Origin of the sequence: Salipiger sp. D13, from assembly GCF_003703915.1 — a bacterium.
GTDB classification, from domain to species: Bacteria; Pseudomonadota; Alphaproteobacteria; order Rhodobacterales; family Rhodobacteraceae; genus Salipiger; species Salipiger profundus.
Genome location: NZ_ML112592.1, coordinates 1 through 22,810, shown reverse-complemented (window position 1 = coordinate 22,810; position 22,810 = coordinate 1). Strand labels below are relative to the sequence as shown.

22 protein-coding genes, 1 tRNA gene and 1 pseudogene are annotated in these 22,810 nt (G+C 70.1%); 8 read left to right on the top strand and 16 right to left on the bottom strand.

The window, feature by feature from the left end; genetic code table 11:
* Positions 1 to 19 precede the first annotated feature (19 nt).
* Positions 20 to 145 carry a type B 50S ribosomal protein L36 gene (gene ykgO / locus D6860_RS06820; RefSeq protein ID WP_007792261.1) on the bottom strand — a complete coding sequence of 42 codons (126 nt, stop codon included), beginning with the start codon at positions 143 to 145 and terminating at the stop codon, positions 20 to 22.
* Between the two features lie 87 nt (positions 146 to 232).
* Positions 233 to 307 (bottom strand) — tRNA-Val (locus tag D6860_RS06815).
* Between the two features lie 203 nt (positions 308 to 510).
* Between D6860_RS06815 and D6860_RS06810 the strand changes: the two genes are divergently transcribed.
* Entirely contained in the window at positions 511 to 1,377 is an 867-nt protein-coding gene (locus tag D6860_RS06810) for an N-formylglutamate amidohydrolase (protein WP_076622107.1), read from the top strand.
* 10 nt (positions 1,378 to 1,387) lie between these two features.
* Here the strand turns inward: D6860_RS06810 and lpxK are convergent, their stop codons facing one another.
* The 7 genes from lpxK to rbfA all read right to left on the bottom strand — a co-directional run bounded on the left by lpxK (position 1,388) and on the right by rbfA (position 7,364).
* Positions 1,388 to 2,380: a tetraacyldisaccharide 4'-kinase gene (gene lpxK, locus D6860_RS06805; protein ID WP_076622106.1), complete on the bottom strand. Its 993-nt coding sequence runs from the start codon at positions 2,378 to 2,380 to the stop codon at positions 1,388 to 1,390.
* Entirely contained in the window at positions 2,380 to 3,615 is a 1,236-nt protein-coding gene (locus D6860_RS06800; RefSeq protein WP_076622105.1) for a 3-deoxy-D-manno-octulosonic acid transferase, read from the bottom strand. The genes lpxK and D6860_RS06800 overlap by 1 nt, the downstream gene beginning before the upstream one ends.
* Positions 3,616 to 3,620: 5 nt before the next feature.
* Positions 3,621 to 3,863, bottom strand: coding sequence for a DUF4170 domain-containing protein (locus tag D6860_RS06795; protein WP_076622104.1), 243 nt, complete (start codon positions 3,861 to 3,863; stop codon positions 3,621 to 3,623).
* Between the two features lie 145 nt (positions 3,864 to 4,008).
* Positions 4,009 to 4,791 (bottom strand): inositol monophosphatase family protein, encoded by a 783-nt coding sequence (locus tag D6860_RS06790; RefSeq protein ID WP_076622103.1) that lies wholly within the window; start codon positions 4,789 to 4,791, stop codon positions 4,009 to 4,011.
* Positions 4,778 to 6,124: a TldD/PmbA family protein gene (locus tag D6860_RS06785; protein WP_076622102.1), complete on the bottom strand. Its 1,347-nt coding sequence runs from the start codon at positions 6,122 to 6,124 to the stop codon at positions 4,778 to 4,780. Before D6860_RS06785 ends, D6860_RS06790 begins: the two co-directional genes overlap by 14 nt.
* Before the next feature lie 98 nt (positions 6,125 to 6,222).
* Positions 6,223 to 6,963, bottom strand: coding sequence for a phosphodiester glycosidase family protein (locus D6860_RS06780; protein ID WP_083697725.1), 741 nt, complete (start codon positions 6,961 to 6,963; stop codon positions 6,223 to 6,225).
* Between the two features lie 5 nt (positions 6,964 to 6,968).
* Positions 6,969 to 7,364 carry a 30S ribosome-binding factor RbfA gene (gene rbfA / locus D6860_RS06775; protein ID WP_017469257.1) on the bottom strand — a complete coding sequence of 132 codons (396 nt, stop codon included), beginning with the start codon at positions 7,362 to 7,364 and terminating at the stop codon, positions 6,969 to 6,971.
* 87 nt (positions 7,365 to 7,451) lie between these two features.
* Between rbfA and dapB the strand changes: the two genes are divergently transcribed.
* Positions 7,452 to 8,267, top strand: coding sequence for a 4-hydroxy-tetrahydrodipicolinate reductase (gene dapB, locus D6860_RS06770; protein ID WP_076622101.1), 816 nt, complete (start codon positions 7,452 to 7,454; stop codon positions 8,265 to 8,267).
* Positions 8,268 to 8,412: 145 nt separating this feature from the next.
* Here dapB and D6860_RS06765 read toward each other — a convergent pair whose 3' ends face one another.
* Positions 8,413 to 8,649, bottom strand: a complete 237-nt coding sequence (locus tag D6860_RS06765) for a DUF1674 domain-containing protein (protein WP_076622100.1) — start codon at positions 8,647 to 8,649, stop codon at positions 8,413 to 8,415.
* Between the two features lie 71 nt (positions 8,650 to 8,720).
* On the opposite strand from D6860_RS06765, the gene D6860_RS06760 reads away from it, so the two are divergent.
* From D6860_RS06760 to D6860_RS06745, 4 genes are all read left to right on the top strand, one after another.
* Positions 8,721 to 9,983, top strand: a complete 1,263-nt coding sequence (locus tag D6860_RS06760; RefSeq protein ID WP_076622099.1) for an RsmB/NOP family class I SAM-dependent RNA methyltransferase — start codon at positions 8,721 to 8,723, stop codon at positions 9,981 to 9,983.
* Positions 9,984 to 10,077: 94 nt separating this feature from the next.
* Entirely contained in the window at positions 10,078 to 11,826 is a 1,749-nt protein-coding gene (locus D6860_RS06755) for a heparinase II/III family protein (RefSeq protein WP_093411763.1), read from the top strand.
* Between the two features lie 23 nt (positions 11,827 to 11,849).
* Entirely contained in the window at positions 11,850 to 13,439 is a 1,590-nt protein-coding gene (gene purH / locus D6860_RS06750) for a bifunctional phosphoribosylaminoimidazolecarboxamide formyltransferase/IMP cyclohydrolase (protein ID WP_076622098.1), read from the top strand.
* Between the two features lie 112 nt (positions 13,440 to 13,551).
* Positions 13,552 to 14,139, top strand: a complete 588-nt coding sequence (locus D6860_RS06745; protein ID WP_083697724.1) for a transglutaminase-like cysteine peptidase — start codon at positions 13,552 to 13,554, stop codon at positions 14,137 to 14,139.
* 84 nt (positions 14,140 to 14,223) lie between these two features.
* Here D6860_RS06745 and D6860_RS06740 read toward each other — a convergent pair whose 3' ends face one another.
* The 5 genes from D6860_RS06740 to dapA form a co-directional block, all read right to left on the bottom strand.
* Positions 14,224 to 15,537 carry a M16 family metallopeptidase gene (locus D6860_RS06740; RefSeq protein ID WP_076622097.1) on the bottom strand — a complete coding sequence of 438 codons (1,314 nt, stop codon included), beginning with the start codon at positions 15,535 to 15,537 and terminating at the stop codon, positions 14,224 to 14,226.
* Positions 15,534 to 16,904 carry a M16 family metallopeptidase gene (locus D6860_RS06735; protein ID WP_076622096.1) on the bottom strand — a complete coding sequence of 457 codons (1,371 nt, stop codon included), beginning with the start codon at positions 16,902 to 16,904 and terminating at the stop codon, positions 15,534 to 15,536. Before D6860_RS06735 ends, D6860_RS06740 begins: the two co-directional genes overlap by 4 nt.
* A 187-nt stretch (positions 16,905 to 17,091) precedes the next feature.
* Positions 17,092 to 17,619: a DUF3035 domain-containing protein gene (locus D6860_RS06730; RefSeq protein ID WP_017467526.1), complete on the bottom strand. Its 528-nt coding sequence runs from the start codon at positions 17,617 to 17,619 to the stop codon at positions 17,092 to 17,094.
* Positions 17,620 to 17,672: 53 nt separating this feature from the next.
* Positions 17,673 to 18,149 (bottom strand): signal peptidase II, encoded by a 477-nt coding sequence (gene lspA, locus D6860_RS06725; protein ID WP_017467525.1) that lies wholly within the window; start codon positions 18,147 to 18,149, stop codon positions 17,673 to 17,675.
* Between the two features lie 194 nt (positions 18,150 to 18,343).
* A complete protein-coding gene (gene dapA, locus D6860_RS06720) occupies positions 18,344 to 19,219 on the bottom strand; it encodes a 4-hydroxy-tetrahydrodipicolinate synthase (RefSeq protein WP_076622095.1) in 876 nt (291 codons plus the stop codon).
* 131 nt (positions 19,220 to 19,350) lie between these two features.
* Between dapA and D6860_RS06715 the strand changes: the two genes are divergently transcribed.
* Complete coding sequence (locus D6860_RS06715; RefSeq protein WP_076622094.1) at positions 19,351 to 21,300, top strand: lytic transglycosylase domain-containing protein; 1,950 nt, start codon at positions 19,351 to 19,353, stop codon at positions 21,298 to 21,300.
* Between the two features lie 57 nt (positions 21,301 to 21,357).
* On the opposite strand, the gene D6860_RS06710 is transcribed toward D6860_RS06715, so the two are convergent.
* On the bottom strand, positions 21,358 to 21,909 hold the full coding sequence (locus tag D6860_RS06710; protein ID WP_076622093.1) for an LOG family protein: 552 nt from the start codon (positions 21,907 to 21,909) through the stop codon (positions 21,358 to 21,360).
* A 102-nt stretch (positions 21,910 to 22,011) separates the two neighbouring features.
* Between D6860_RS06710 and D6860_RS25200 the strand changes: the two are divergent.
* A pseudogene (locus D6860_RS25200) lies at positions 22,012 to 22,810 on the top strand (hypothetical protein); the annotation flags it as partial.

Below are 22,810 nucleotides of genomic sequence, written 5' to 3'. Positions count from 1 at the left end.
GTCCGCTTCCGTTGCCGGTTCAGCCCTGACGGGCCTTGAAACGGCGCTGGGTCTTGTTGATCACGTAGACGCGGCCCTTGCGGCGCACAACGCGGCAGTCGCGATGGCGCTTCTTGAGCGAGCGGAGCGAGTTTGCGACCTTCATTCCGGTCTCTCCTCTTGTCGCGGCGCGCGAGCGCCTGGCGTTGCAATAACCCTCGGACCGAAGCCGCGAGGGAAGTTATAAGGACCATGGTGGGCGGTACTGGGATCGAACCAGTGGCCCCTACGATGTCAACGTAGTGCTCTACCGCTGAGCTAACCGCCCGTCATGGCCTGCGCTGTTCCCGTGTCCGTTGCCCCTTGAAGTAAAGGGGCGCGGGAGAACCGCGCCGGTGGAGAGCGCTATAAAAGGAGTCGGAAGTGGTGGCAAGCAGTTTTCCGGCTCATTCTTCATGTTTCCTAAGGGCTTTCGAAACAGTCTTTTGGCAGTCGCCGAAATCGGCCTATTATCGGCGGAAAGGAGTGCGGATGCCCAAAGTCGCCTATCATCTCGAGCTGCCGGAGGCGGCCACGTCCTGCGTGGTCTTCGCCTCGCCGCATTCCGGGCGTGACTACCCGTGGAGTTTCCTTCGCGGCACCGTGCTCGACGAGCATTCGATTCGCTCGTCGGAGGATGCCTTCGTCGACCGACTGTTCGACTGTGCGCCGCAGTTCGGCGCGCCACTGCTGCGGGCGGTTGCGCCTCGGGCCTTCATCGACCTCAACCGGGCTGCCGACGAGCTCGATCCGGCGCTGATCGAAGGGGTGCGCCGGGGCGGGCACAATCCGCGAATCGCGAGCGGGCTGGGGGTTGTGCCGCGGGTAGTGGCGAACGGGCGGGCGATCTATCGGGGCAAGTTGCCCATGGCCGAGGCGGAGCGTCGGATCACCCGCTACTGGCATCCCTACCACGCGCAGCTGCGCACGCTGCTGGAGCGCGCCCGCGACCGCTTTGGCGAGGTGGTGCTGATCGACTGCCACTCGATGCCGCACGAGGCGCTCGACGGCGTGGCGCGCAACTCCGCCCGGCGGCCCGAGATCGTCATCGGCGACCGGTTCGGCGCCTCTGCCGCGCCCGAGATCGTGGCGCGGATCGAGGGCGCCTTTGCCGGGGCGGGGTTGTCGGTGGTCCGCAACACGCCGTTTGCCGGCGCCTACGTGACGCAGACTTACGGTCGTCCGTCGCGGCGCCAGCATGCCATCCAGGTCGAGATCGACCGGTCCATCTACATGGACGAAGAGCGGATCCGGCCGAACGGCAATTTCCACGCCTTCCGTCGCCTGCTGCGCGGCGTGGTGGCCGAGATCGCGGCCATCGGTCATCGCGAAGAGGAGCAGCCGCTGGCGGCGGAGTGAATGCCGCAGTTCAGTTTGGAAACAGCCGGTCGAGCGCCGCGTCGAGCGGCGCGGAATCGGAGATCTGCAGACGCACGGGCAGGCTGAGCACCTTGGGGCGGAACGCCTCGGGCAGGCGCACGGCATCTTTCTCTGTGGTCACGAGCTGGGCGCCAAGGCGGGCGGCGTCGGTTTCCAGCCGCGTCAGAAGGGCCTGCGTGAACGGCTGATGATCGTCGAGCGCGTGCGTGGCGCGCAGCTCGGCGCCAAGGCCGCGCAGGGTGGCAAAGAACTTCTCGGGGTGACCGATCCCGGCGAAGGCGAGCGTCGGCAGTCCCTCCCAGTCCATGCCGGTCTGCAATGGCTCGAGCGTGCCGGTGATGTGGGGCAGGGCGATGCTTTGCCGCCAAGCCTCTGCAAAGCGGGCCTGGGCCGGGGTCGGGCCGATGGAGAGCAGCAGGTCGGCGCGGGCCAGGCCGGGGCCCACCGGCTCGCGCAGGGGGCCTGCGGGCATGCAGCGCCCGTTGCCGAAGCCCTTGGCCGCGTCGACCACGACGATGGACAGGTCCTTGCGCAGTGCCGGGTTCTGGAACCCGTCGTCCATGACGATCACCTCGGCCCCCGCAGCGACGGCGGCGCGGGCGCCCGCAGCGCGATCCCGCGACACCCAGACCGGCGTGAAGGCGGCGAGCAGTAGCGGCTCGTCGCCCACGTCCTCGGCGGTGTGTCCCTGCAGATCGACCCGGGCAGGGCCCTCGAGCTGCCCCCCGTGGCCACGCGACACCACGTGGGTCGCCAGGCCGCGCGTGCTGAGCCGTTCCAGCAGCGCGATCACGGTGGGGGTCTTGCCGGTGCCGCCGGCGTTGAGGTTGCCGACGCAGATCACCGGCACACCGGGCGCAAGGCCGGGCGCGGCGACGCGGCGCGCGGTCAGCCGCGCGGTGAGCGCGCCGAGCGGCGCCAGCAGCCGGGCGCGCAAGCCGGGACGGTCCGGCGGGGTATACCAGAAGCGCGGCGGACGCATCAGGCCACCGCCCCGTTGCCGCTGCCGTCGCCGCCGTCGAGCCAGTCGAAGGCAAGCGCCGTGACCTCGTCGGTCAGCGCCGCGCCCTGGCTCACCACGTCCCAGCCGGCGTGGGCCATGGCGGCGGCGCGATCGGGCGCCACGAGCTGCGAAATGGCGGTCGCGAGCGTGTCGAAGTCGCGCACGATCCGCGCGGCGCCCGCCTCGACGAGCCGGGTGTAGGACGACAGGTGGTTGCGCACGTTCGGCCCGTAGAGCAGGGCGGCGCCATGGGCTGCGGCCTCGAGCGGGTCTTCTCCGCCGTGACCGGGCCGCAGCGAGCCGCCGAGAAAGACGATGGGCGCGAGCCTGTACCACAGGCCCAGTTCCGAGGCGTCCTCGGTCACCAGCACCTGGGTGTTCTCGTCGGGCATGTCGCCCCCGTCCCAGTCCGCCGCACGCAACTCGGAGCTGCGGACCAGCCCGGCGATCTCGCGGCCATCCTCGGGCGTGGCCGGGACCAGCACCAGCAGCAGACGGTGGGCAAGGCGCGTCGCCCGCATGTGCGCCTGCAGGATGTCGACGGCCTCGCCCGCGCGCACCCGTGCGGCCAGCCAGATCGGTCGGCCGGAAAGCGTCGCGGCCATTTCCTCGTGCAGGTCCTCGGAGCAGTCGAGCGGCGGCGCGGTCTCGGCCAGCGGACCGGCGCGGCGCAGGCGGCGGTCGGGGATGCCGGCGCGGCGAAGCCGCCGCAGGGCAGCATCGTCCTCGGCGAAGATGCGGTCGAAGAACGACAGCGCGGAGGTCGTGCTGTCGGGCACCCAGAGCGGCGCGGGCACCTCCCAGACATCGTCACGCGCACCGAGATGCACCAGCCGCGTGCCGCCGGCGGAGACGCGGCTGAACAGCGCGGGATAGAGCACCTGCCCGGTCCAGAAGCCGATGTCGGGGCGCCAGTGCGCGGCAAAGGCCTGCGCGTCGGCAAGCCCGTCCGTCGCCAGCGGCAGGGTATGACAGTCGGGCAAGGTCTTGCTCAGGTCGGGCAGGGCGCCCGAGGCGGTCATCAGTGCCGAGATCTCGGGCCTCTGAACCTGTATCCGTGCAATCAGCCCCGCAAGCGCGCGCGCGGTCTCGTCCCGCTCTGCGTGAGCCCAGATCAGCGGGCCCTCGGGGCGGGGTGGTGCGGGCGCCGCCGTGGCGGGGCGCCCCCGGGCAAAGGCCAGGTAGGCGGAGAGCGCGAAAGGCTTGCGGGACAAGGGGCTCAGCCGAGTTCCTCGGTGGTCGAGGCCTCGGTCTCCTCGTCACGCAGGCGATGCAGATGCGCGATGTAGTAACGCATGTGGGCATTGTCGACGGTCTTCTGGGCCTCGGCCTTCCAGGCGTCATGGGCGCTGGCGTAGTCGGGGAAGATGCCGACGATGTGCAGGTCGTCGACGTTCTTGAACACGTTCTTTTCCGGGGTCACGAGTTCGCCGCCGAAGACGAGGTGCAGTCTCTGAACCATGCTCTGTCCTTTCTCGCGATGATGCGCGCAACCTACGATCTTGCCCCGCCGCGTCAAGCGCACAGCGTCCGGTGCCGCGGGCCGGGGCCTCTGTCGCCACATTTCCGGACGCCCGGCGGACCGATTGCCGTTTATCCGCGGCGGCTCAGTGGTCGGGCCGGAGCTGGGCGAGGATGTCGTCGTGCAGGGCGGGATTCGCGGCGACGACGCCGTCGTGCAGGGGCCGGGCCGCGTTGAACCGGATCGGGGCGCCGCGCCGGTCGGTAAGCCGCGCGCCGGCCTCGGAGAGCAGCAGCGCACCGGCGGCGATGTCCCACTCCCAGGACTGGCGGAAGGTGAACATGGCGTCGAAGCGCCCTTCGGCCACGAGCCCGAGCCGGTAGGCGATCGAGGGACGGTGGCTCCGGCGGATCTCGGGGGTGCTGGCGCGCCAGTGCTCGGGCGCGAGCGTGGGCCGCGTCGCCAGCACATGCGCCGAGGCAAGCGCCGGCACGTCGCTTGCCTGCACGGGCGCGTCGTTCAGCCGGGTGCCCTCGCCACGGGCGGCGCTGTAGAGCTTGTCGCGCATCGGCAGGAAGACCACCGCCGCGGTGATCTCGCCATCGCGCGCGACGGCCAGGGAATGCGACCAGCTGTCCGAGCCCTCGATGAAGCTGCGGGTGCCGTCGATCGGGTCGACGATGAAGACATGCTCGGCGCCCAGCCGGTCGGGATCGTCGGCGCTTTCCTCGCTGAGCCAGCCGTAGCCGGGGCGCGCGGCGCGCAGGATATCGGCGAGCACGGTGTTCACCGCCATGTCGGCATCGGTCACCGGGCTGCCGTCGGCGGCCTTGTGGCGCACGTTCATCTCGGCGCCGATGTAGCGTGTCGCGGTCTCGGCCGCGGCCTGCGCCGCGCGGCTCAGCAGGGCAAGATCACTCTCCGGCAAGGGTGAGCCCCTCCACCAGCAGCGACGGCACCACCCGCGACAGCCACGGTCGCGCGTCGTTCGCGGGGGTCATGCGACGCAGGAAGTCGCGCAGGTTGCCGGCGATGGTGACGCCCGACACCGGGTAGGCGGGTTGGCCGTTCTCGACCCAGATGCCGGCGGCCCCGCGCGAGTAGTCGCCGGTGTTGGGGTTGATCGTCGCGCCGATCATCGAGGTCACGATGAGCCCGGTGCCCATCTCGGCAATCAGGTCGGCGCGGCTCTTCTCACCCTGCGTCAGCGCGATGTTCCACGGGCTCGGCGACGGCCCGCCGCTGGTCCCGCGCGCGGCGTTGCCGGTGGGCGCCATGCCGAGCTTGCGGGCATTGGCGAGATCGAGCGTGAAGCTCTTCAGCACCCCGTTCTCGACGATGGCGCGGCGCTGCGTGGGCAGGCCCTCGGCGTCGAACGGGCGGCTGCCCGAGATGCGCGGGCGGTGCGGGTCCTCGATCAGCGACAGCTCCGGGGGCAGCACCTCCTCGCCGAGCGCGCCGCGCAACCACGAGGCCCCGCGCGCGACGGCGGCGCCGTTGGCGGCGGAGAGCAGATGCGCGATGAGCGAGCCCGAGATGCGCTCGTCGAAGAGCACCGGGTAGGCGCCAGTCTTCGGCTTGCGCGGGTTCACCCGCTCGAGCGCCCGTTCCGCGGCGCGGCGGCCGATCTCCTGCGCGCTGCGCAGTTCGGCCTGGAAGGTGCGGCTGTCGCCGTCGTAGTCCCGCTCCATCGCGAGCCCTTCGCCCGCGATGGCAACGCAGGACAGCGCCCGCGAACTGCGCGTGTAGCCACCCGAGAAACCGTTGGTCGCGGCCAGGTGCACGTCGCGCCGACCGTAGCCGGCCGAGGCCGACTGCACCTGCGCGATGCCCGCAACGCCGAGCGCCGCCGCTTCGGCCTCGGCCGCATCCTGCTGCAGCTCGGCGGGGGCGGGCTCGGGCGCGGGGTCATACATCTCGAGCGCTCCGGCGTCCCGGTCGCGCGCAAGCTGGTCAGGATCGGCAAGCCCGACCCACGGGTCCTCGGGCGCCTCGCGGGCCATGGCGACGGCGCGTTCGGCCATGGCGGTGAGCGTCTCGTCCTTCTCGTCCGAGGCCGAGACCACGGCCACCCGCTTGCCGAGCAGCACCCGCAGCCCCAGGTCCGTCCCCTCCGAGCGCTCCGCCTGTTCGAGCGTGCCGCCCCGCACGTCGATCTCGATCGAGCTGCCGCGCACGGCGAGCGCGTCGGCGGAATCGGCTCCCGCGGCCTTGGCGGCGGCGAGCAGCGCCTCTGTCAGGGTGTCGAGTGGTCGGGCCATGTGTCCTCCGGGTGGGTCGCCTTCGGAGGTAGGCCGCCGGGGGCCGGGGTGCAAGGGAAAGGGGCGCAATGGCCCGCGCGGGCGCGGCCGGGAGGCGCTTACTGCGCCTCTTCCACCACGCCGACGATGGGGCCCAGCGTCCGGCCGAGATCGCGCCGCCCGGCCTCGGGCGCGTAGAGCCGCGAGACATTGCCGTCGAGGAACAGCGCCTGGTCGATCTCCAGCGTGTCGCGGAAGAAGCTGGCGAAATCGTGGAAGGTCACCGCGTTCTCGGAAATCACGAAGACCGCGCGGGTGCCGTCGTCCGAGGTGCCCACGCCGTTGCGGACGTAGCGCGAGTCGCTGTCGGCGAAGAAACGCGGGTGCAGCGCGCCGTCGATCACCAGCATCGGCCCGGACTGGGTTGCGTAATCGCACTCGGGCTTGCGGCGCAGGAAGGCGCGGGTCTCGATCACGTCCGCGCGGTCATCGCGGATGCACAGCAGCCCGTTCGGCAACAGGCCGAAGTTGCCCGGCCCCGCGTTCGAGACCACCTGCATCGCTTCCTCGCCGTCCTCGACGTAGTAGCCCACGGGGTCCCGGTCCTCGTGGTACATGCCCGCGTTCATCGCGAAGGCGAGCCGCTTGCCGTCCTCCGACAGCGCCGCATCGAGCGTGCCGAACTGGCCCCAGGGCACGCCCTCGGGATCGTAGAGGAAGGTCCGCAGGGTCTCCTGCGCGGCATCCACGGTGCAGACGGTGTAGCGGTTGCCCGCGTCCTCGGCGCCTTCGCAGGTGACCGCCCCGGCGGGGGCGGCGACCATCAGACCGAGAAGGGCGGCGGCGATCCGGCCGCGCACGGCGCCTATTCCTCCACGTCGCGGCGCACCGCGTCCTGCGAGAAGATGCGGCGGGTCTCGTCGAGCCGGTCGAAGGTCTCGTCGAGCTTGAAGCGCAGCTCGGGGGCGTATTTCAGCGTCATGTTCTTCGACACCGCCCGGCGCAGCTCGGACTTGTTGCGCTTGAGCAGCTCGAACATCTCGTCCTCGTGGCCGCCGCCGAGCGGCACCACGTAGGCGGTCGCGACCTTGAGATCGGGCGACACGGTGACCTCGCCCACGGTGATCGAGAGCCGGTTGAGCTCGGGGTCATGGATATCGCCGCGCATCAGCACGTCCGAAAGCGTCCGGCGAATGAGTTCGCCGACCCTGAGCTGCCGCTGGCTGGGCCCCGGCCCGTCGTGGAATCTGTTCTTTGCCATGCATCCCCACTTAGTGCGCGGCCGCCCCTTTGCCAAGCAGGACGCCGCGCGCTAAGGAGAGCCGGAACAAGCAAGGCGGAGAACAGGATGACCGAGAAGCCGGGTGTCGTGGTAACGGGCGTGTCGGGCCGCATGGGCCAGATGCTCGCAAGCGAGGTGCAGAAGAGCGAACGGCTGGCGCTGGTGGGCGCGCTCGAGCGCGAGGGCCACCCCTGGGTGGGCCGCGATCTCGGCGTCTGCATGGGTGGCACGGAAAACGGTGTCATCGTCACCGACGACGCGCTCGACGCCTTCGCGAAGGCGCAGGCGGTGATCGACTTCACCGCGCCGGCGGCGACGGTGGCCTTCGCCGAACTCGCCGCCCAGGCCCGCGCGGTGCATGTCATCGGCACCACCGGCCTCTCCGAGGACGACCTGAAGAAGCTCCACGTCGCCGCGCGCCACGCGGTGATCGTGCGCGCCGGCAACATGTCGCTGGGCGTGAACCTGCTCACCAGGGTCACCCGGCAGGTCGCGGCCGCGCTCGACGCCGACTGGGACATCGAGATCGTCGAGAGCCACCACAACCAGAAGGTCGACGCGCCCTCGGGCACCGCGCTCATGCTGGGCGAGGCAGCGGCCGAAGGCCGCGGCGTCGATCTCTCCGAGGTCTCCGACCGGGGCCGTGACGGGATCACCGGCAAGCGCGAGCGTGGCCATATCGGCTTCCACGCGCTCCGCGGCGGCGACGTGGTGGGCGAGCACGAGGTGATCTTTGCCACCGCCGGCGAGCGCATCAGCCTCAAGCACATCGCGTCCGACCGTGCGCTCTTCGCCCGTGGCGCGCTCAAGGCCGCGCTCTGGGGACAGGACAAGGGCCCCGGCGAATACGACATGCTCGACGTGCTGGGCCTCGACGACTGACACGGCCCACCGGCACCACATCCGAAGGGTCCGGGGCGGGTGCCCCGCCCTTCTTCTCTTTCCAAATACCTCGGGGTGAATTGGCCGCAGGCCAAGAGGGGCAGAGCCCCTGCCACGGCGCGGGCCGCGAGGCCCGCGCAACCCCTCAGAAATCGATGGCGATGCCCTTCTTCTCCCAGTCGCCGTAGCGCGCCGGGTCAAGCCCGTCGCGGCCGCCGTATTCCTTGGGCGCGGGCGCCTCGGCGGCGGCGGCCCTGCGGCGTTCCTCGGCCTCGGCCAGCGCGCGCTGTGCTGCGGGCGGCAGCTCCTTCGCCGGTGCGGTCGCGGCCGGCGCGGTGGCTGGGGTGGCAGTGTCGGATGTCTCGGGTGTCTCGTCGGTCATGGCGGCTTTCCTCGTCTTCACCCTGCTGATATAGGGCCCGCCAGCCCAGCCAGACAACCCGGGAGACACCCATGGCCGCCATTCCCACCGCCCGCGCGCAGGCCGTCGCGCTGCTCGGACAGGTGCTCGGGCAGGGCCGCCTGCTCTCCGAGGCGATGTCGGGCCCGGCGTGGGACGCGCTCGCGCCCGCCGACCGGGCCGCCGCGCAGCGCATGACCGCCGAGGTGCTGCGCAACCTCGAGCGCTGCGACCGGGTGCTGAAGCCGCATCTGCGCAAGGGTCCGCCGCTCTTCGTCCGCAACGTGCTGCGGCTCGGCACCTGGGAGCTCTGCACCGGCGGCGCCGCGCATGGCGTGGTGAACGAGGCGGTGCAGACGGTCTCGGCCGACCGCAAGACCCAGAGCATGAAAGGGCTTGTGAACGCGGTGCTGCGCAAGGTCGCCGACGACGGTCCCGCCCAATGGGCCAAGCTGCGGGTGCCGCGCCTGCCGCGCTGGCTGCGCGATCCGCTGGTCTCGGCCTGGGGGCCGCAGGCTGTCTCGGGGATGGAGGCCGCGCATCTCGCCGGCGCGCCGCTCGACCTCACCGCCCGCGGCGACGCGGCGGGGCTGGCCGAAGCGCTCGGGGGCGAGTTTCTGCCCACCGGCTCGGTGCGGCTTCGCGAGGCGGGGCAGGTCACGGCGCTGCCAGGTTACGCCGACGGCGACTGGTGGGTGCAGGACGCCGCCGCCGCGCTGCCCGCGCGGCTCCTGGGCAATGTGTCGGGGCAGAGGGTGCTCGACATGTGCGCCGCGCCCGGTGGCAAGACCCTTCAGCTCGCCGCCGCCGGCGCGCAGGTCACCGCGCTCGACCTCTCCGAGGCCCGCATGGGGCGGCTGCGCGACAACCTCGCCCGCACCGGGCTGGCGGCCGAGGTGGTGGTGGGCGACGCGCTCGAGCACGAGGGCCGCTACGACGCGATCCTGCTCGACGCGCCCTGTTCCGCGACCGGCACCATCCGCCGTCACCCCGATCTGCCGCATGCGAAGCAGGGCGACGGCATCTCGGAGCTGATCGGCCTGCAGGCGGCGATGATCGACCACGCGCTGGGGCTGCTGGCGCCCGGCGGGCGGCTGGTGTTCTGCACCTGCTCGCTGATCCCCGACGAGGGCGAATGCCAGATCGAGGAGGCGCTGTCCCGTCATCCCGGCCTGGCCGTGATGCGCCCGGAGGTCGCCGGGATCGAGGACGACTGGCGCTCGCCGGAAGGCGGGTTGCGGCTTCGTCCCGATTTCTGGGCCGCGCGGGGCGGCATGGACGGCTTCTACATGGCAATCCTGCATCAGCCCGAATAAGCCGCATCGCGGCACGGTGACTTGACGTGACCGCTTGGTTAGGATTCCGGCCGAACGCAGCCGCAATTTCCGCGGACGAGGGGCACGGGAGCGCATGTCGACACAAGGAAGCTGGTCCGCCGCGGCGACGCGGTTCCTGAACCGCTTTCACGCGCGCATGGCGGCGCGCGCCCGACCTGCCACCGCCTTTGTCTCGCAGCCCGAGCCGCGCAGCACCGGCAGCTATTCGCGGGGGCGCCAGCTCTGCGCCGGCAACCTGATGTTCGCGGGGCACCTCGTCGAGGCCCCGGGCGCGATGATCTGGGATATCGATCCGCCGGACGCCGCCTGGGAAGAGGAAATCCACGGGTTTCGCTGGCTCGACGACCTTGCGGCGGTGGGCGACGCGCGTGCGCGGCTGGTGGCGCAGGACTGGCTCTGGGGCTGGATCGAGCGTTACGGCAACGGGCGCGGCGACGGCTGGACCCCCGAGGCCGTGGGGCGGCGGCTCATCCGCGCGATCCACCACGCGCTCTTCGTGCTGCGCGGCATCGACCCGGACCGGTCCGCGCGCTTCTACCGTTCGCTCGCGGCGCAGACGATCTTCCTCAGCCGCCGCTGGCACAGCGCCGCCCCCGGGCTGCCGCGTTTCGAGGCGCTGACCGGGCTGCTCTACGCCGGCCTCTCGTTCGAGGGGATGGACGCACACGTCGAGCCCGCACGCGAAGCGCTGGGCGCCGAATGCGCGCGGCAGGTCGACGCGCAGGGCGGCATCCCGACCCGCAACCCCGAGGAGCTGCTCGAGGTCTTCACCTTGCTGACATGGGCGCAATCGGCGCTCGAGGATGCCGACCGCACGCCCGACGAGGAGCATCTCGCCGCGATTGCCCGCATCGCGCCGACCCTGCGCCGGCTGCGCCACGCGGACGGCGGGCTCGCGCGTTTCCAGGGCGGGGGCAGGGGCCTTGAGGGGCGGCTCGAAACGGCGCTTGCCGCCTCGGGCGTGCGGGCGCGCCATGCCGAGGGGCTGGCGATGGGCTACGCGCGGCTCTCGGGCGGGCGCACGAGCCTGATCGTCGACGCGGCGCCGCCTCCGGGGGGCGCGGCCTCGGCCGACGCGCATGCCTCGACGCTTGCCTTCGAACTGACCTCGGGCCGGCGCCCGCTGGTGGTGAGCTGCGGCTCGGGCGCGGCCTTCGGCGAGGACTGGCGTCGCGCCGGGCGGGCGACGCCGTCGCATTCCACGCTCTGCCTCGACGGCTATTCCAGCGCGCGACTGTCCGCGCCGCGCCGGGTGGGTGGCGCCGAGCGCGAATTGCTCGAGGATGCCCCCGAAAGCGTTCCGGTCGAGATCACCCATGTCGGGACCGGCCTGCGGTTCGAAGGCGCGCATGACGGCTACCGCAGGACCCACGGGCTTACCCATGCAAGGGTGCTCGAACTGGGTTTCGACGGGCGCTCCCTGAGCGGGGAAGACCTGTTGATGACCCTCGACGACGCCGACCGCAAGCGCTTCGACCGGCGCATGGACGAGGCCCGGCTTGCCGGCCTGCCATGGCAGCTGCGCTTCCACCTGCACCCCGAGGTCGACGCCGAGCTCGACATGGGCGGCCACGCGGTGTCGATGGCGCTGCGCTCGGGCGAGGTCTGGGTGTTTCGCACCGATCAGGCCACCGAGCTGACGCTCGAGCCCTCGGTCTACCTCGAAAAGGGCCGTTTGCGGCCCCGTGCCGCGAAACAGGTCGTTTTATCCGGTCGCGCGATGGAGTATGCGACGCGCATCCGCTGGTCGCTGGCCAAGGCGCAGGACACCGCAATCGCGGTGCGCGATCTGGTCACCGAGGACGCGGAGCCGACGCATTGACCTGACCTGGGAACCCGAACCGTATGCCTGACCTGCACAAAGTCTCCCGCGCGCTGATTTCCGTATCCGACAAGACCGGCCTGATCGACCTCGGCCGGGCGCTTGCCGACCGGGGAATCGAGATCCTCTCCACCGGCGGCTCGGCCCGCGCGCTCCGCGACGAGGGCATCGCGGTCAAGGACGTGGCCGAGGTCACCGAGTTCCCCGAGATGATGGACGGCCGGGTCAAGACGCTGCACCCGCGCATCCACGGCGGCCTGCTGGCGCTGCGCGACAACGACGCGCATGTCGAGGCGATGACCGGCCACGGCATCCCCGAGATCGACCTGCTGGTGGTGAACCTCTACCCGTTCGAAGAAACCGTCGCCAAGGGCGCCGACTACGCGACCTGCATCGAGAACATCGACATCGGTGGCCCGGCGATGATCCGCGCCGCGGCCAAGAACCACGGTTTCGTCAACGTGGTGACCGACGTCGCCGACTACGAGCCGCTGCTCGCCGAGCTCGATGCCAACGACGGCGCGACCTCCTACGCGTTCCGTCAGCAGCTCGCGCTGACCGCCTATGCCCGCACCGGCGCCTATGACGCGGCGGTCTCGACCTGGATGGCCGGCGCGCTCGGCGATGCGGCCCCGCGCCGCCGCGCCTTTGCCGGCGAGCTGGCGCAGACGCTGCGCTACGGCGAGAACCCGCATCAGGCGGCGGCCTTCTACCGCGACGGCAGCGACCGTCCGGGCGTGGCGACCGCCACGCAGCACCAGGGCAAGGAGCTGTCCTACAACAACATCAACGACACCGACGCGGCCTTCGAGCTGGTGTCGGAGTTCCTGCCCGGCGACGGCCCGGCCTGTGCGATCATCAAGCACGCCAACCCCTGCGGCGTGGCGAAGGGCGAGACGCTGCTCGAGGCCTACCGCAAGGCCTTTGACTGCGACCGCACCTCGGCCTTCGGCGGCATCGTGGCGCTGAACGGCAAGCTCGACGTCGAGACCGCCGAGGCGATCTCGGAGATCTTCACCGAGGTCGTCATCGCACCGGGCGCCGACGACGCTGCGCGCGAGATCTTCGCGAAGAAGAAGAACCTGCGCCTGCTGACCACCGGCGGCATGGCCAACCCGGCAGAGCCGGGGCTGACCTTCCGGCAGGTCTCGGGCGGCTTCCTCGTGCAGGACAAGGACACCGGCATGGTCGGCCTCGACGAGCTGAAGGTGGTGACCAAGCGCGCCCCGACCGAGGCCGAGATGCAGGACCTGCTGTTCGCTTGGAAGGTGGCCAAGCATGTCAAGTCGAACGCCATCGTCTACGTCAAGGACGGCGCGACCGTGGGCGTCGGCGCTGGCCAGATGAGCCGCGTGGACTCGGCCCTGATCGCCGCCAAGAAGTCCGAGCGCATGGCCGAGGCGCTTGGCCTCTCCGAGCCGCTCACCAAGGGCTCGGCCGTGGCGTCGGACGCGTTCTTCCCGTTCCCCGACGGCCTGCTCGAAGCGGCCGCCGCAGGCGCGACCACGGTGATCCAGCCGGGCGGCTCGATGCGCGACGCCGAGGTGATCGCCGCCGCCGACGAGGCGGGCCTCGCGATGGTCTTCACGGGCATGCGCCACTTCCGCCACTGACGCAGGGGCGGTTCGAAACCGATACGGAGGGCCGGGGCAATGCCTCGGCCCTTTTCGCGTTCACGGACAGCGGCACGTTGGCGCAGGGCAGGCGCCGGCGTAGACTGTGAGGATGACCGGGTTCTGTCGCATCCTTGCCGCGATGCTGGTCGCGGGCCTGTCCGCCTTGCCGGCGGCAGCCGAGGCTCCCTCGGTCTGCACGGCGCTGACCCTTCCCGTGGCGCGCGTGGAAAGCGCGCCCGCCCCCTATGCGGATTTCTGCGCCCGGGAGCCCGGTGCCTGCGACCTCGACGGCGCTCCGGTTTTGCCGTGGTCTGGGTCGTTGGCCGCGCGGCTGGTCTCGGTCAACCGGAGCGTCAACAGCGAGATCCGCTTCGTGCCGGACCAGGAGCGCGGCGGCGCCGAAGAGGTCTGGAGCTTTCCGGACGATGGTGAGGGTGACTGCGAGGACTTCGTGCTCGAGAAGCGCCGTCGGCTCATGGAGGGCGGCCTGCCGGGCGCGGCACTGACCTGCACCATCGCCTTTCACGAGGAGCAGCTCTTTGCCCACGCGCTGCTTCTGGTCGAGACCACCGCCGGCACGCTGGCGCTCGACAACCTCGACGACGCGGTGCTGTGCTGGCAGGCGGTGCCGTATTTCTTCACGCGCCGCGAGCAGCCCGACGGCAGCTGGCTGCGGTTCGAGCAGCCGTGGGAGTGACCCGTCCGGCGCCATAAGCTTGGAAAAGAAAGACGCCGGAGCAATGCGCCGGCGCCTTCTGGAGATTCCGATGGATGCTGCCCGTCAGCCCGGCGTTTCGTCCAGCCCCTCGGGTTGTCCGACCACCACGAAGCGCAGCGCGTCGGGCTTCATCAGCCGTGCCGCGACGCGGTTGATGTCGTCGAGCGTGACGGCCTCGACCTTGTCGTTGCGGGTGTTCACGTAGTCCGGCGTCAGCCCGTCGAGCTGCATTCCCACGAGGATCCGCGCGATCGGGCCGTTGCCGTCGAACCGCAGCGGGTAGGCGCCGGTAAGATAGGTCTTGGCCTGATCGAGCTCTTCCTGCGTTACGCCGTCCTCGGCCATCTTGGCCCATTCGTCGCGAATGACCGAGACGGCCTCGGCGATGCGGTCGTTGGCAGATGCGACCCGGCCGAGGTAGAGCTCGGCGTGGTCCATCGGCGCGAGGTAGGAATAGACGCCGTAGGTCAGCCCGCGCTTCTCGCGCACCTCCTTCATAAGCCGCGCCTCGAAGCCGCCTCCGCCGAGGATGGTGTTCATCACGTAAGCGGGGAAGAAGTCGGGATCGTCGCGCTTGATGCCCGCGTGCCCGAAGACCGCCACCGATTGCGGCGTGTCGAAGGGCACGACGGTGGTTCCCGCCTCGGTGCTGACCTCGACATCCTCGGGCAGGGGGGCGCCGGTCTCGGGCAGGTCGCCGAGAAGCTCGTCGATCAGCGAAGACAGTTCCTCGGGCGAGATGTCCCCGGCGGCGGCGATGTAGACCCGGTCGCGGGCAAGCGCCGCGTCATGGGCCGCCACGAGATCGTCGCGGGTGAGCGCGGTGACACTGTCCACCGTGCCATGCGTGTGGTTGGCATAAGGGTGGTCGCCAAAGACCAGCTCGTCGAAGCGGGCGTCGGCGATGGCGTCGGGATCCTTGGCATCGCTGCGGACCGAGGTGAGCACCTGCTGGCGCACGCGCTCGATCGCGGTCTCGCTGAAGCTGGGCTCGATGAGGCTCTCGCGCAGCAGGTCGACCGCCGCGTCGCGGTTCTCGGTCAGGAAGCGCGCCGAGACCGACACGGTGTCGGGGCTGGAATCGTAGCTGAACTCGGCGGCGAGCGCGTCGCGCGCCTCGGCGAAGCCGCGCGCGTCGTAGTCGCCCGCGCCTTCCTCGAGCAGCCCGACCATCAGGTTGGTCGCGCCTTCCTTGCCCTCAGGGTCCAGCGAGGTGCCGCCGCGGAACCGGATCTCGAGCGAGGTGAAGGGGATCGACGGCTCCTGGACAAGCCAGGCGGTGAAGCCGCCCGGTGTCTCGACGGTCTCGATGTCGGTGGCTGCCAGCACGGGCGTTGCGGCGCAGAGACCGAAGGCGAGGGCGAGAAGCGGCTTCATTGGGTGACCTCCTTCATCGGCGTGGCGGTTTCCTCGGCCATCAGGTAGCCGGTGACAGATTGCTTGCGGTCGAAGACCTTCTTCGCGGCCTCGACGATCTCTTCGGGCGTGATCGACTGCAGCACCTCGGGCCATGCCTGCACGTCCTCGACCGTCAGCCCCGAGGTGAGGGCGCTGCCGTAGCGGCGCGACAGCGACTGCACGTTGTCGCGGGCATAGATGCGGTCCGCGCGCAGCTGGAACTTGATCCGTTCGAGCTGCTCGGGGTCGACGCCGGTCTCGATGAAGTCGGCGAGTGTCTCGTCGAGCGCGGCCTCGGCCTCTTCGAGGCTCACGCCGGTCGAGGGGACCACGACGAGCCCGAAGCTCGAATCGTCGTAGGAGGTGCCGTCGTAGAAGGCGCCGGTGTAGACCGCGACCTTGCGGTCGAACTGCAGCTCGCGCGTCAGCACCGAGGTCTGCCCGCCGCCGAGCACCTGGTCGAGCAGGGTGAGCGCCGCGGCCTCGCGCTGATCGCCGGGATCGCGTTCGGGGGCGAGGTAGCGGCGCATGACGTAGGGCTGCGCCACGCGCGGGTCCCGGAAGATCAGCCGCCGCTCGGCGGTCTGCTCCGGTTCCTGCGGACGGGCACGGGGGGCGCCGACCTCGGGGTTGGCCTCGAGCGGGCCGTAGTGCTCCTCGGCCAGCGCCTTCACCTCATCGGGGGTCACGTCGCCGGCCACGATGAGGATTGCGTTGTTGGGGGCATAGAAGCGGTGGTAGAAATCATAGGCCGCGTCGAGGTCGAGCGTCTCCATCTCGTCGCGCCAGCCGATGATCGGAATGCCGTAGCGGTGGTTGAGGTAGAGCGTCGCGCCCAGCTGCTCGCGCATGAGCGCCGAGGGGTCGTTCTCCACCCGCATGTTGCGCTCTTCGATGATGACGTCGCGCTCGGTGAGGATGTCCTCCTCGTCGAGCCGGAGGTTGACCATGCGGTCGGCCTCCATCTCCATCATCAGCCCGAGACGATCCGCCGCGACACGCTGGTAATAGGCCGTCTGGTCGTAGGAGGTGAAGGCGTTGTCGGTGCCGCCGTTCTGCGCCACGATCTTGGAGAATTCGCCCGGATCGAGCGTGTCGGTGCCCTTGAACAGCAGATGTTCGAGGAAATGCGCGACCCCGGAAGAGCCGGGCGTCTCGTCGGCGGATCCGGCGCGATACCAGACCATGTGCGACACCACCGGCGCGCGGTGGTCCTCGATCACCACGACCTCGAGCCCGTTGTCGAGCGTGAAGGTGGTGACCTGATCCTCGGTCTCCTGGTCCTGCGCCAGCACCGGCAGCGCGGTGAGGCACAGAGCGGCAAGTGCCGCGGCGAGTTTCTTCATCGGCGAACCCCGGTCAGTTTGCGGTATCTTCCCCAAACCTACGCGACGCCAGCGCCCACGCAAGCGGCGTTGGCGGTATCGTGATGCGGACGGGAGGGCGCGCGGGAGTGCGGCGAACCTCGAGGCAAGGGCAGAAACACGGCCCACGGCGGGGCAGGTGGGTTGCAAACCCACTCTGCGACGCTGCCTAGTCTTCCCAGCCTTCCGGCGGGGCAGAGGGCGTGCGGACACCGGCGCGGCGGAAGGCATCGAGCACGCCGTAGGCGTCGAGCCATTGCGCGCGGTAGGCCTTGTCGTATTCGTCCTCGGGGACGAGCTTCCAGTTGAAGATCGACTTGCGCTTGCGGAACGCGAGATCCTCGGAGGCGAGCTGACCGCGGATGTCGCCCTGCCGCCCGTAGCGCGAGGCCCGGTTGATCAGCGCCGCGTCGCCACGCGGGGCGGCGGTCTCGTCGAGGCGCGCGGGGTTGCCGCCCAGCACTGCCACGGCGTCGGCCTTGGGGGTCTGGTCGGTACGGTTCGCGGCACCGGGCGCAGGCGTGGGCAGGGCGTTGTAGCTCGGCGGCTGCTCGAGCGGCTTGTTCGGCACGATGGCGAATTCCTCGGGCTGGCCGCTGTTCGAGCGCAGCTCGTGCAGACGGATGTCGCGTTCGTCGCCGGAACACGCGGCGAGCCCGATCAGCCCCGTCATCAGCACCATGTGCGACAGCTTCATTGCCACCCTCCGGTTCTTGCCCTGTCCTGCTTTAACGTATGATCCGCGTGGCGTCACGTGCCGTTTTTCCCCGGTTTTTTGCCCGGCAGCAGCACCAGCCCGAGCGCCCCCGCGAAGATCGCGATGTCGGCCACGTTGAAGGCAAAGGGGTTCTCGATGCCGCAGCAGGACATGTTGAGAAAGTCCGCCACCGCGCCGTAAAGCAGGCGGTCGACGACGTTGCCGATGGCGCCGCCGACAAGCAGCCCGCCCGCGACGAGCCCGGGCCAGCCCGGCGGATCGCGGCGCAGCCAGACCAGCACGAAAAGCACGATCCCGAGCGCCACCGAGATCAGCACCCACTTGGTCGTCTCGCCGCCGTTCAGCAGGCCGAAGTTGATGCCGTAGTTCCACGCCATGCGGAAGTTCAGGAACGGCGGCAGCACGTCGATGGCGAGCCGCGTGTCGAGCCCCATCAGATGCACCACGACCCATTTCGAAAGCTGGTCGATCACGAAGGTGATCAGCGCCACGATGGCCACTGTCCGCATTGGGGTCTCCCGTTTCCTGCCTGCCCCGATCTAGCCTCTGCGCGGACGGATGGAAAGACGGCGCGGGCAGGAGGGGAAGGGTGGCGTTTTGCCGCCGGTGCTGCGGCGCTTTCCAGTGGAAACAAAAAGACGCGGCAGGGGCTGCCGCGTCTCGATCCGGTTGGCGCTTCGGGCCAGTTACCCCGGCGCCGCCTTCAGTTCAGCAGGCCGGCGTGGCGCAGGCCGTTGTCGATGAGCGCGCGGACCGGCTCGCTGACGGGCAGCAGAGGCAGGCGCATCTCTTCCTCGCAGAGGCCGATGCGGGACATCGCGTATTTCGCACCGCAAAGCCCCGGTTCGGCGAAGATCGACTGGTGCAGCGGCATCAGGCGGTCCTGGATCTCGAGCGCGGTGCCGTAGTCGCCGGCCAGCGTCGCCTCCTGCAGCTCCGAGCAGAGCTTCGGTGCGACGTTCGCGGTGACCGAAATGCAGCCGATGCCGCCCTGCGCGTTGAACCCGTGCGCGGTGGCGTCCTCGCCCGAGATCTGCAGGAAGTCCTTGCCGCAGGTGATCCGCTGCGCGCTGACACGGGCGAGGTCGCCGGTCGCGTCCTTCACGCCGATGATGCGCGGCAGCTTCGCCAGCTCGCCCATGGTCACCGGCAGCATGTCGACCGCCGAGCGGCCGGGGATGTTGTAGATCACGATCGGGATCTCGGCACAGTCGTGCAGCGCCTTGAAGTGCGCATACATGCCCGCCTGCGTCGGCTTGTTGTAATAGGGCGTCACCACCAGCGCGGCATCCGCACCGATCACCTTGGCGAACTGCACGAAGCGGATCGCCTCGTCGGTGCTGTTCGAGCCGGCGCCGGCGATCACCGGGATTCGTCCGTCGACCGCCTTGACCACGCATTCGATCACGGCCTCGTGTTCGGTGTGGCTGAGCGTCGGGCTCTCGCCGGTGGTGCCGACGGGCACGAGCCCGTGGCTGCCCTGCTCGATGTGCCAGTCGACGAGGCGTTTGAGCGTGTCGAAATCCACTGCGCCGTCCTTGAACGGCGTGACCAGGGCAGGCATTGAACCTTTCAACATGACACGCTCCTTTTCATTGTCCTAACGTATGCAAAGATCCGCGCCTGCCATGATTGTGAGTTGAAGCATGGAGGCGGCGCGATATCCTCTGGAGCGCGTCTATTCCTTCTCACATCGGAAATTGCAAGCTCATGTCGCGCCTCTGGGCCATCCTCCTCTTCATCATCACGAGCTTACCGGCGGCTGCCCAGCAGGAGCGGCCGCTGGCGCAAGCCATGCAGGACATGCGCGAGGGCAACTGGGCCGCCGCGCTGATCGATTCGCGTGCCGACGGGCAGGCGGCTCTCGACGTGATCCTGTGGCATTACCTTCGCGCCAGCCGGGGCGACCCGGGGCAGATCATGGATTTCATCGCCCGCAACCCGAACTGGCCGGGCATGCCTTACCTGCGGGAAAAGAGCGAGATCGCCATTTCCGAGTCCGGCGACAGCCGGATCGTTAAGGCCTTCTTCGCCGGCTACCGGCCGCAGACCGGCGCCGGCGCCCTGGCGCTGGCGCGGGCCTACCAGGCCGAGGGCGAGGCCGGCGCCGCCGAGGCCGAGGTGGTGCTGGCATGGCGCACGCTGCCGCTTTCCGCCGACGAGCGGCGGGCCTTCCTCGCGGATTGGGGCGACCTGCTGCGCGACCATCACGAGGCGCGGCTCGACATGGCGCTGTGGCAGGGCTGGGAATCGAATGCCCGTGCGATCATGCCGCTGGTCAGCGACGAGTGGCAGAAGCTCGCCGAGGCCCGCATCGGCCTGCGAGACATGGTGCCCGGGGTCGACGGGCTGATCGCGGCGGTGCCTGAGGACATGCGCAACGACCCCGGCCTTGCCTACGAGCGCTACCTCTGGCGCACCCGCAAGGGGCGGGATTCCGACGCGATTTCGCTGCTGCTCGAGCATTCGAAGAGCGCCGAGACGCTCGGCGAGCCATGGGCCTGGGCAGGGCGCCGCGACGATCTCGCCCACGAGCTGATGCTCGAGGGGAATTACCGGCAGGCCTACGAGGTCGCCTCGACGCATCACCTGACCGAGGGGACGAGCTACGCCGCCCTCGAATGGCTGTCGGGCTTCATCGCCTTGCGTTTCCTCGACGACCCCGAGACGGCGCTGGGGCATTTCCGCGGTCATGGCGAGGCGGTGGACACGCCGATCTCGCTCGGACGGGCCGGCTACTGGCGCGGCCGGGCACTCGAAGATCTGGGCGATGCAGCCGGGGCCGAGACCGCCTACATGCAGGGCGCGCGCTACCAGACGTCGTTCTACGGTCTGCTCGCGGCGGAACGGGCCGGCGTCGCGCCGGATCCGGCGCTTGCCGGCGACGAGGAATTTCCCAACTGGCGCGAGGCCCCCTTCGTCGATTCGAGCGTCTACAAGGCGGCGGTGCTGCTGCTCGCCGCCGGAGAGTTGAACCTCGGCGAGCGCTTCCTCACGCATCTGGCCGAAGGGCTCGATCGCCAGCAGATCGGCCAGCTTGGCGACATGCTCGAGGAAATGGGGCGCCCGCACGTGCAGGTCATGGTCGGCAAGCGCGCCGCGCGCTACGGCATCGAACTGCCGGGGCCTTATTACGCGCTGCATCCCGACCTCGTGAAGACCGACTTCCCGGTGCCCATGGAACTGGTTCTGGCCATCGCCCGGCGGGAATCGGAATTCGACCCGACGGTGGTCTCGGGCGCTGGCGCGCGCGGCCTGATGCAGCTCATGCCGGGCACCGCCAGCGATGTCTCGGGGTGGCTCGGGATCGACTACTCCCCCGCCTCGCTCACGGCGGACCCGGCCTACAACGCCCGGCTCGGGGCGGCTTACCTTGCGCGGCTGGCGCAGAGATTCGACGGCAACGCGGTGATGATGGCGGCGGGCTACAACGCCGGCCCCGGTCGTCCGCTGCGCTGGATGGACCAGTTCGGCGACCCCCGGAGGGGCGAGATCGACGTGATCGACTGGATCGAGATGATCCCGTTCAACGAAACCCGGAACTACGTGATGCGCGTGGCCGAGAGCCTTCCGGTCTACCGCGCGCGGCTCGGGCGCGATCCGCTGCCGGTGCCGTTCAGCGAAGAGCTGAAGGGCAGCACGCTGCGCGCCATCGACTGACGGCCCGCTGCCCGGTCGCGCTCCGGTTGGGGGCTGCCGGGCAGGATCTCAGGCGCGTCAGCAGAGCGCGCGCCGGAGGATCTCGAGCGCGCCCTCTGCGGTCTCGGCGCTCTGCACGTAGTCGAGCAGCGACTCGTCTGCGAAGTCCTCGTCGACGATGTGATGCAGCAGCGCCTTGAGCGGGCCCCAGAACCCCTCGCAGTCGAGCAGCACGATGGGCTTGTCGTGAAGCCCGAGCTGGCGCCAGGTCAGCACCTCGAAGAACTCGTCGAGCGAGCCCGCGCCGCCCGGCAGCACGACGATGGCATCGGCGTTCATCACCATCACCTTCTTACGCTCGTGCATCGTCTCGGTGATGATGAAGCGGGTCAGGTCGGTCTTGCCGACCTCGCGGTTGAGCAGGTGGGTCGGGATCACGCCGAAGGTCTCGGCGCCGCTGGCTTGCGCCGCCCGCGCCACGGTGCCCATGAGCCCGACATCCCCCGCCCCGTAGACCAGCCGCCAGTTCTCGGCAGCAAGACCCTGTCCCAGCGCCTCGGCGGCACGGGCATAGGCGGCGGAGCGTCCTGGACGCGAGCCGCAATAGACGCAGACGGATTTGGGGGGCATGTGGGGACTCGCGGAAAATTGCCGTTTTGACCGGTGATAACGGGATTGTTATACGTTCTCAACCGCGCCGCGATCTGGCGCGTTCGGGGATGGGAATTGAACATGACGTCACGGGCTCTGGGCTGGGTGCTTCTCTGCGCCGCCGTTCTGGTGGCGCTGCTGTATCTTGGCGACGCGATCGGCCCCGGTTTGAAACCGTTGTCGCTGGTGCGTCCGCAGCCGGAGGCAAACGAGGCGCCGGCGGTCACATCGCCCGAGCAGGCCCCCGAGGCGGCGCCCGCCGTGGCGTCCTCGACCGGGGAGCCCGCGCCCGTAACCACGGATGCGGACCCCGCGGGGCGGCAAGCGGCGCCGTCGGAGACCGCGAAAGCGCAAGCCGATCATGCCATGGCCTCGAACGCGGACGCGCCATCGGCCGGACTCTCTCTCTCCAGGGTCGCCCCCGACGCTCCCGTGGCGACCCGGACGCCCGATGCCCCGGAGACGCGCGACGTCCCCGAGACGGCCGACGCGGACCGCCCCGAGGCGCCGGCCGCGGCGCCCGATGCCCCGAGTTTCGACCTCGTGCGCGCCGATCCCTCCGGACAGACGCTGGTGGCGGGCAGCGCACCGCCGGGGGCGCAGGTCTCGGTGCTGCTGGACGGCGTGCCGCAGCCCGATGTCGCACCGCAGCCCGTCGACCGCTCGGGCCGCTTCGCGCTCTTCCTCGATCTGCCGCCCGCAGCCGAGCCCCGCGTGCTGCGTCTGCGCATGACCCGCGACGGGCAGGAGGTCGATTCCGTCGACGAAGTCATCCTCGCGCCCCCGCCCACGACCCCTGCCAGCGCCGGCGCCACGGCCGCCGCGGCTCGGTCCGAGCTTGCGGCGCTGAGCCGGGGGGCCGGGGCGCCGGCGTCGCCAG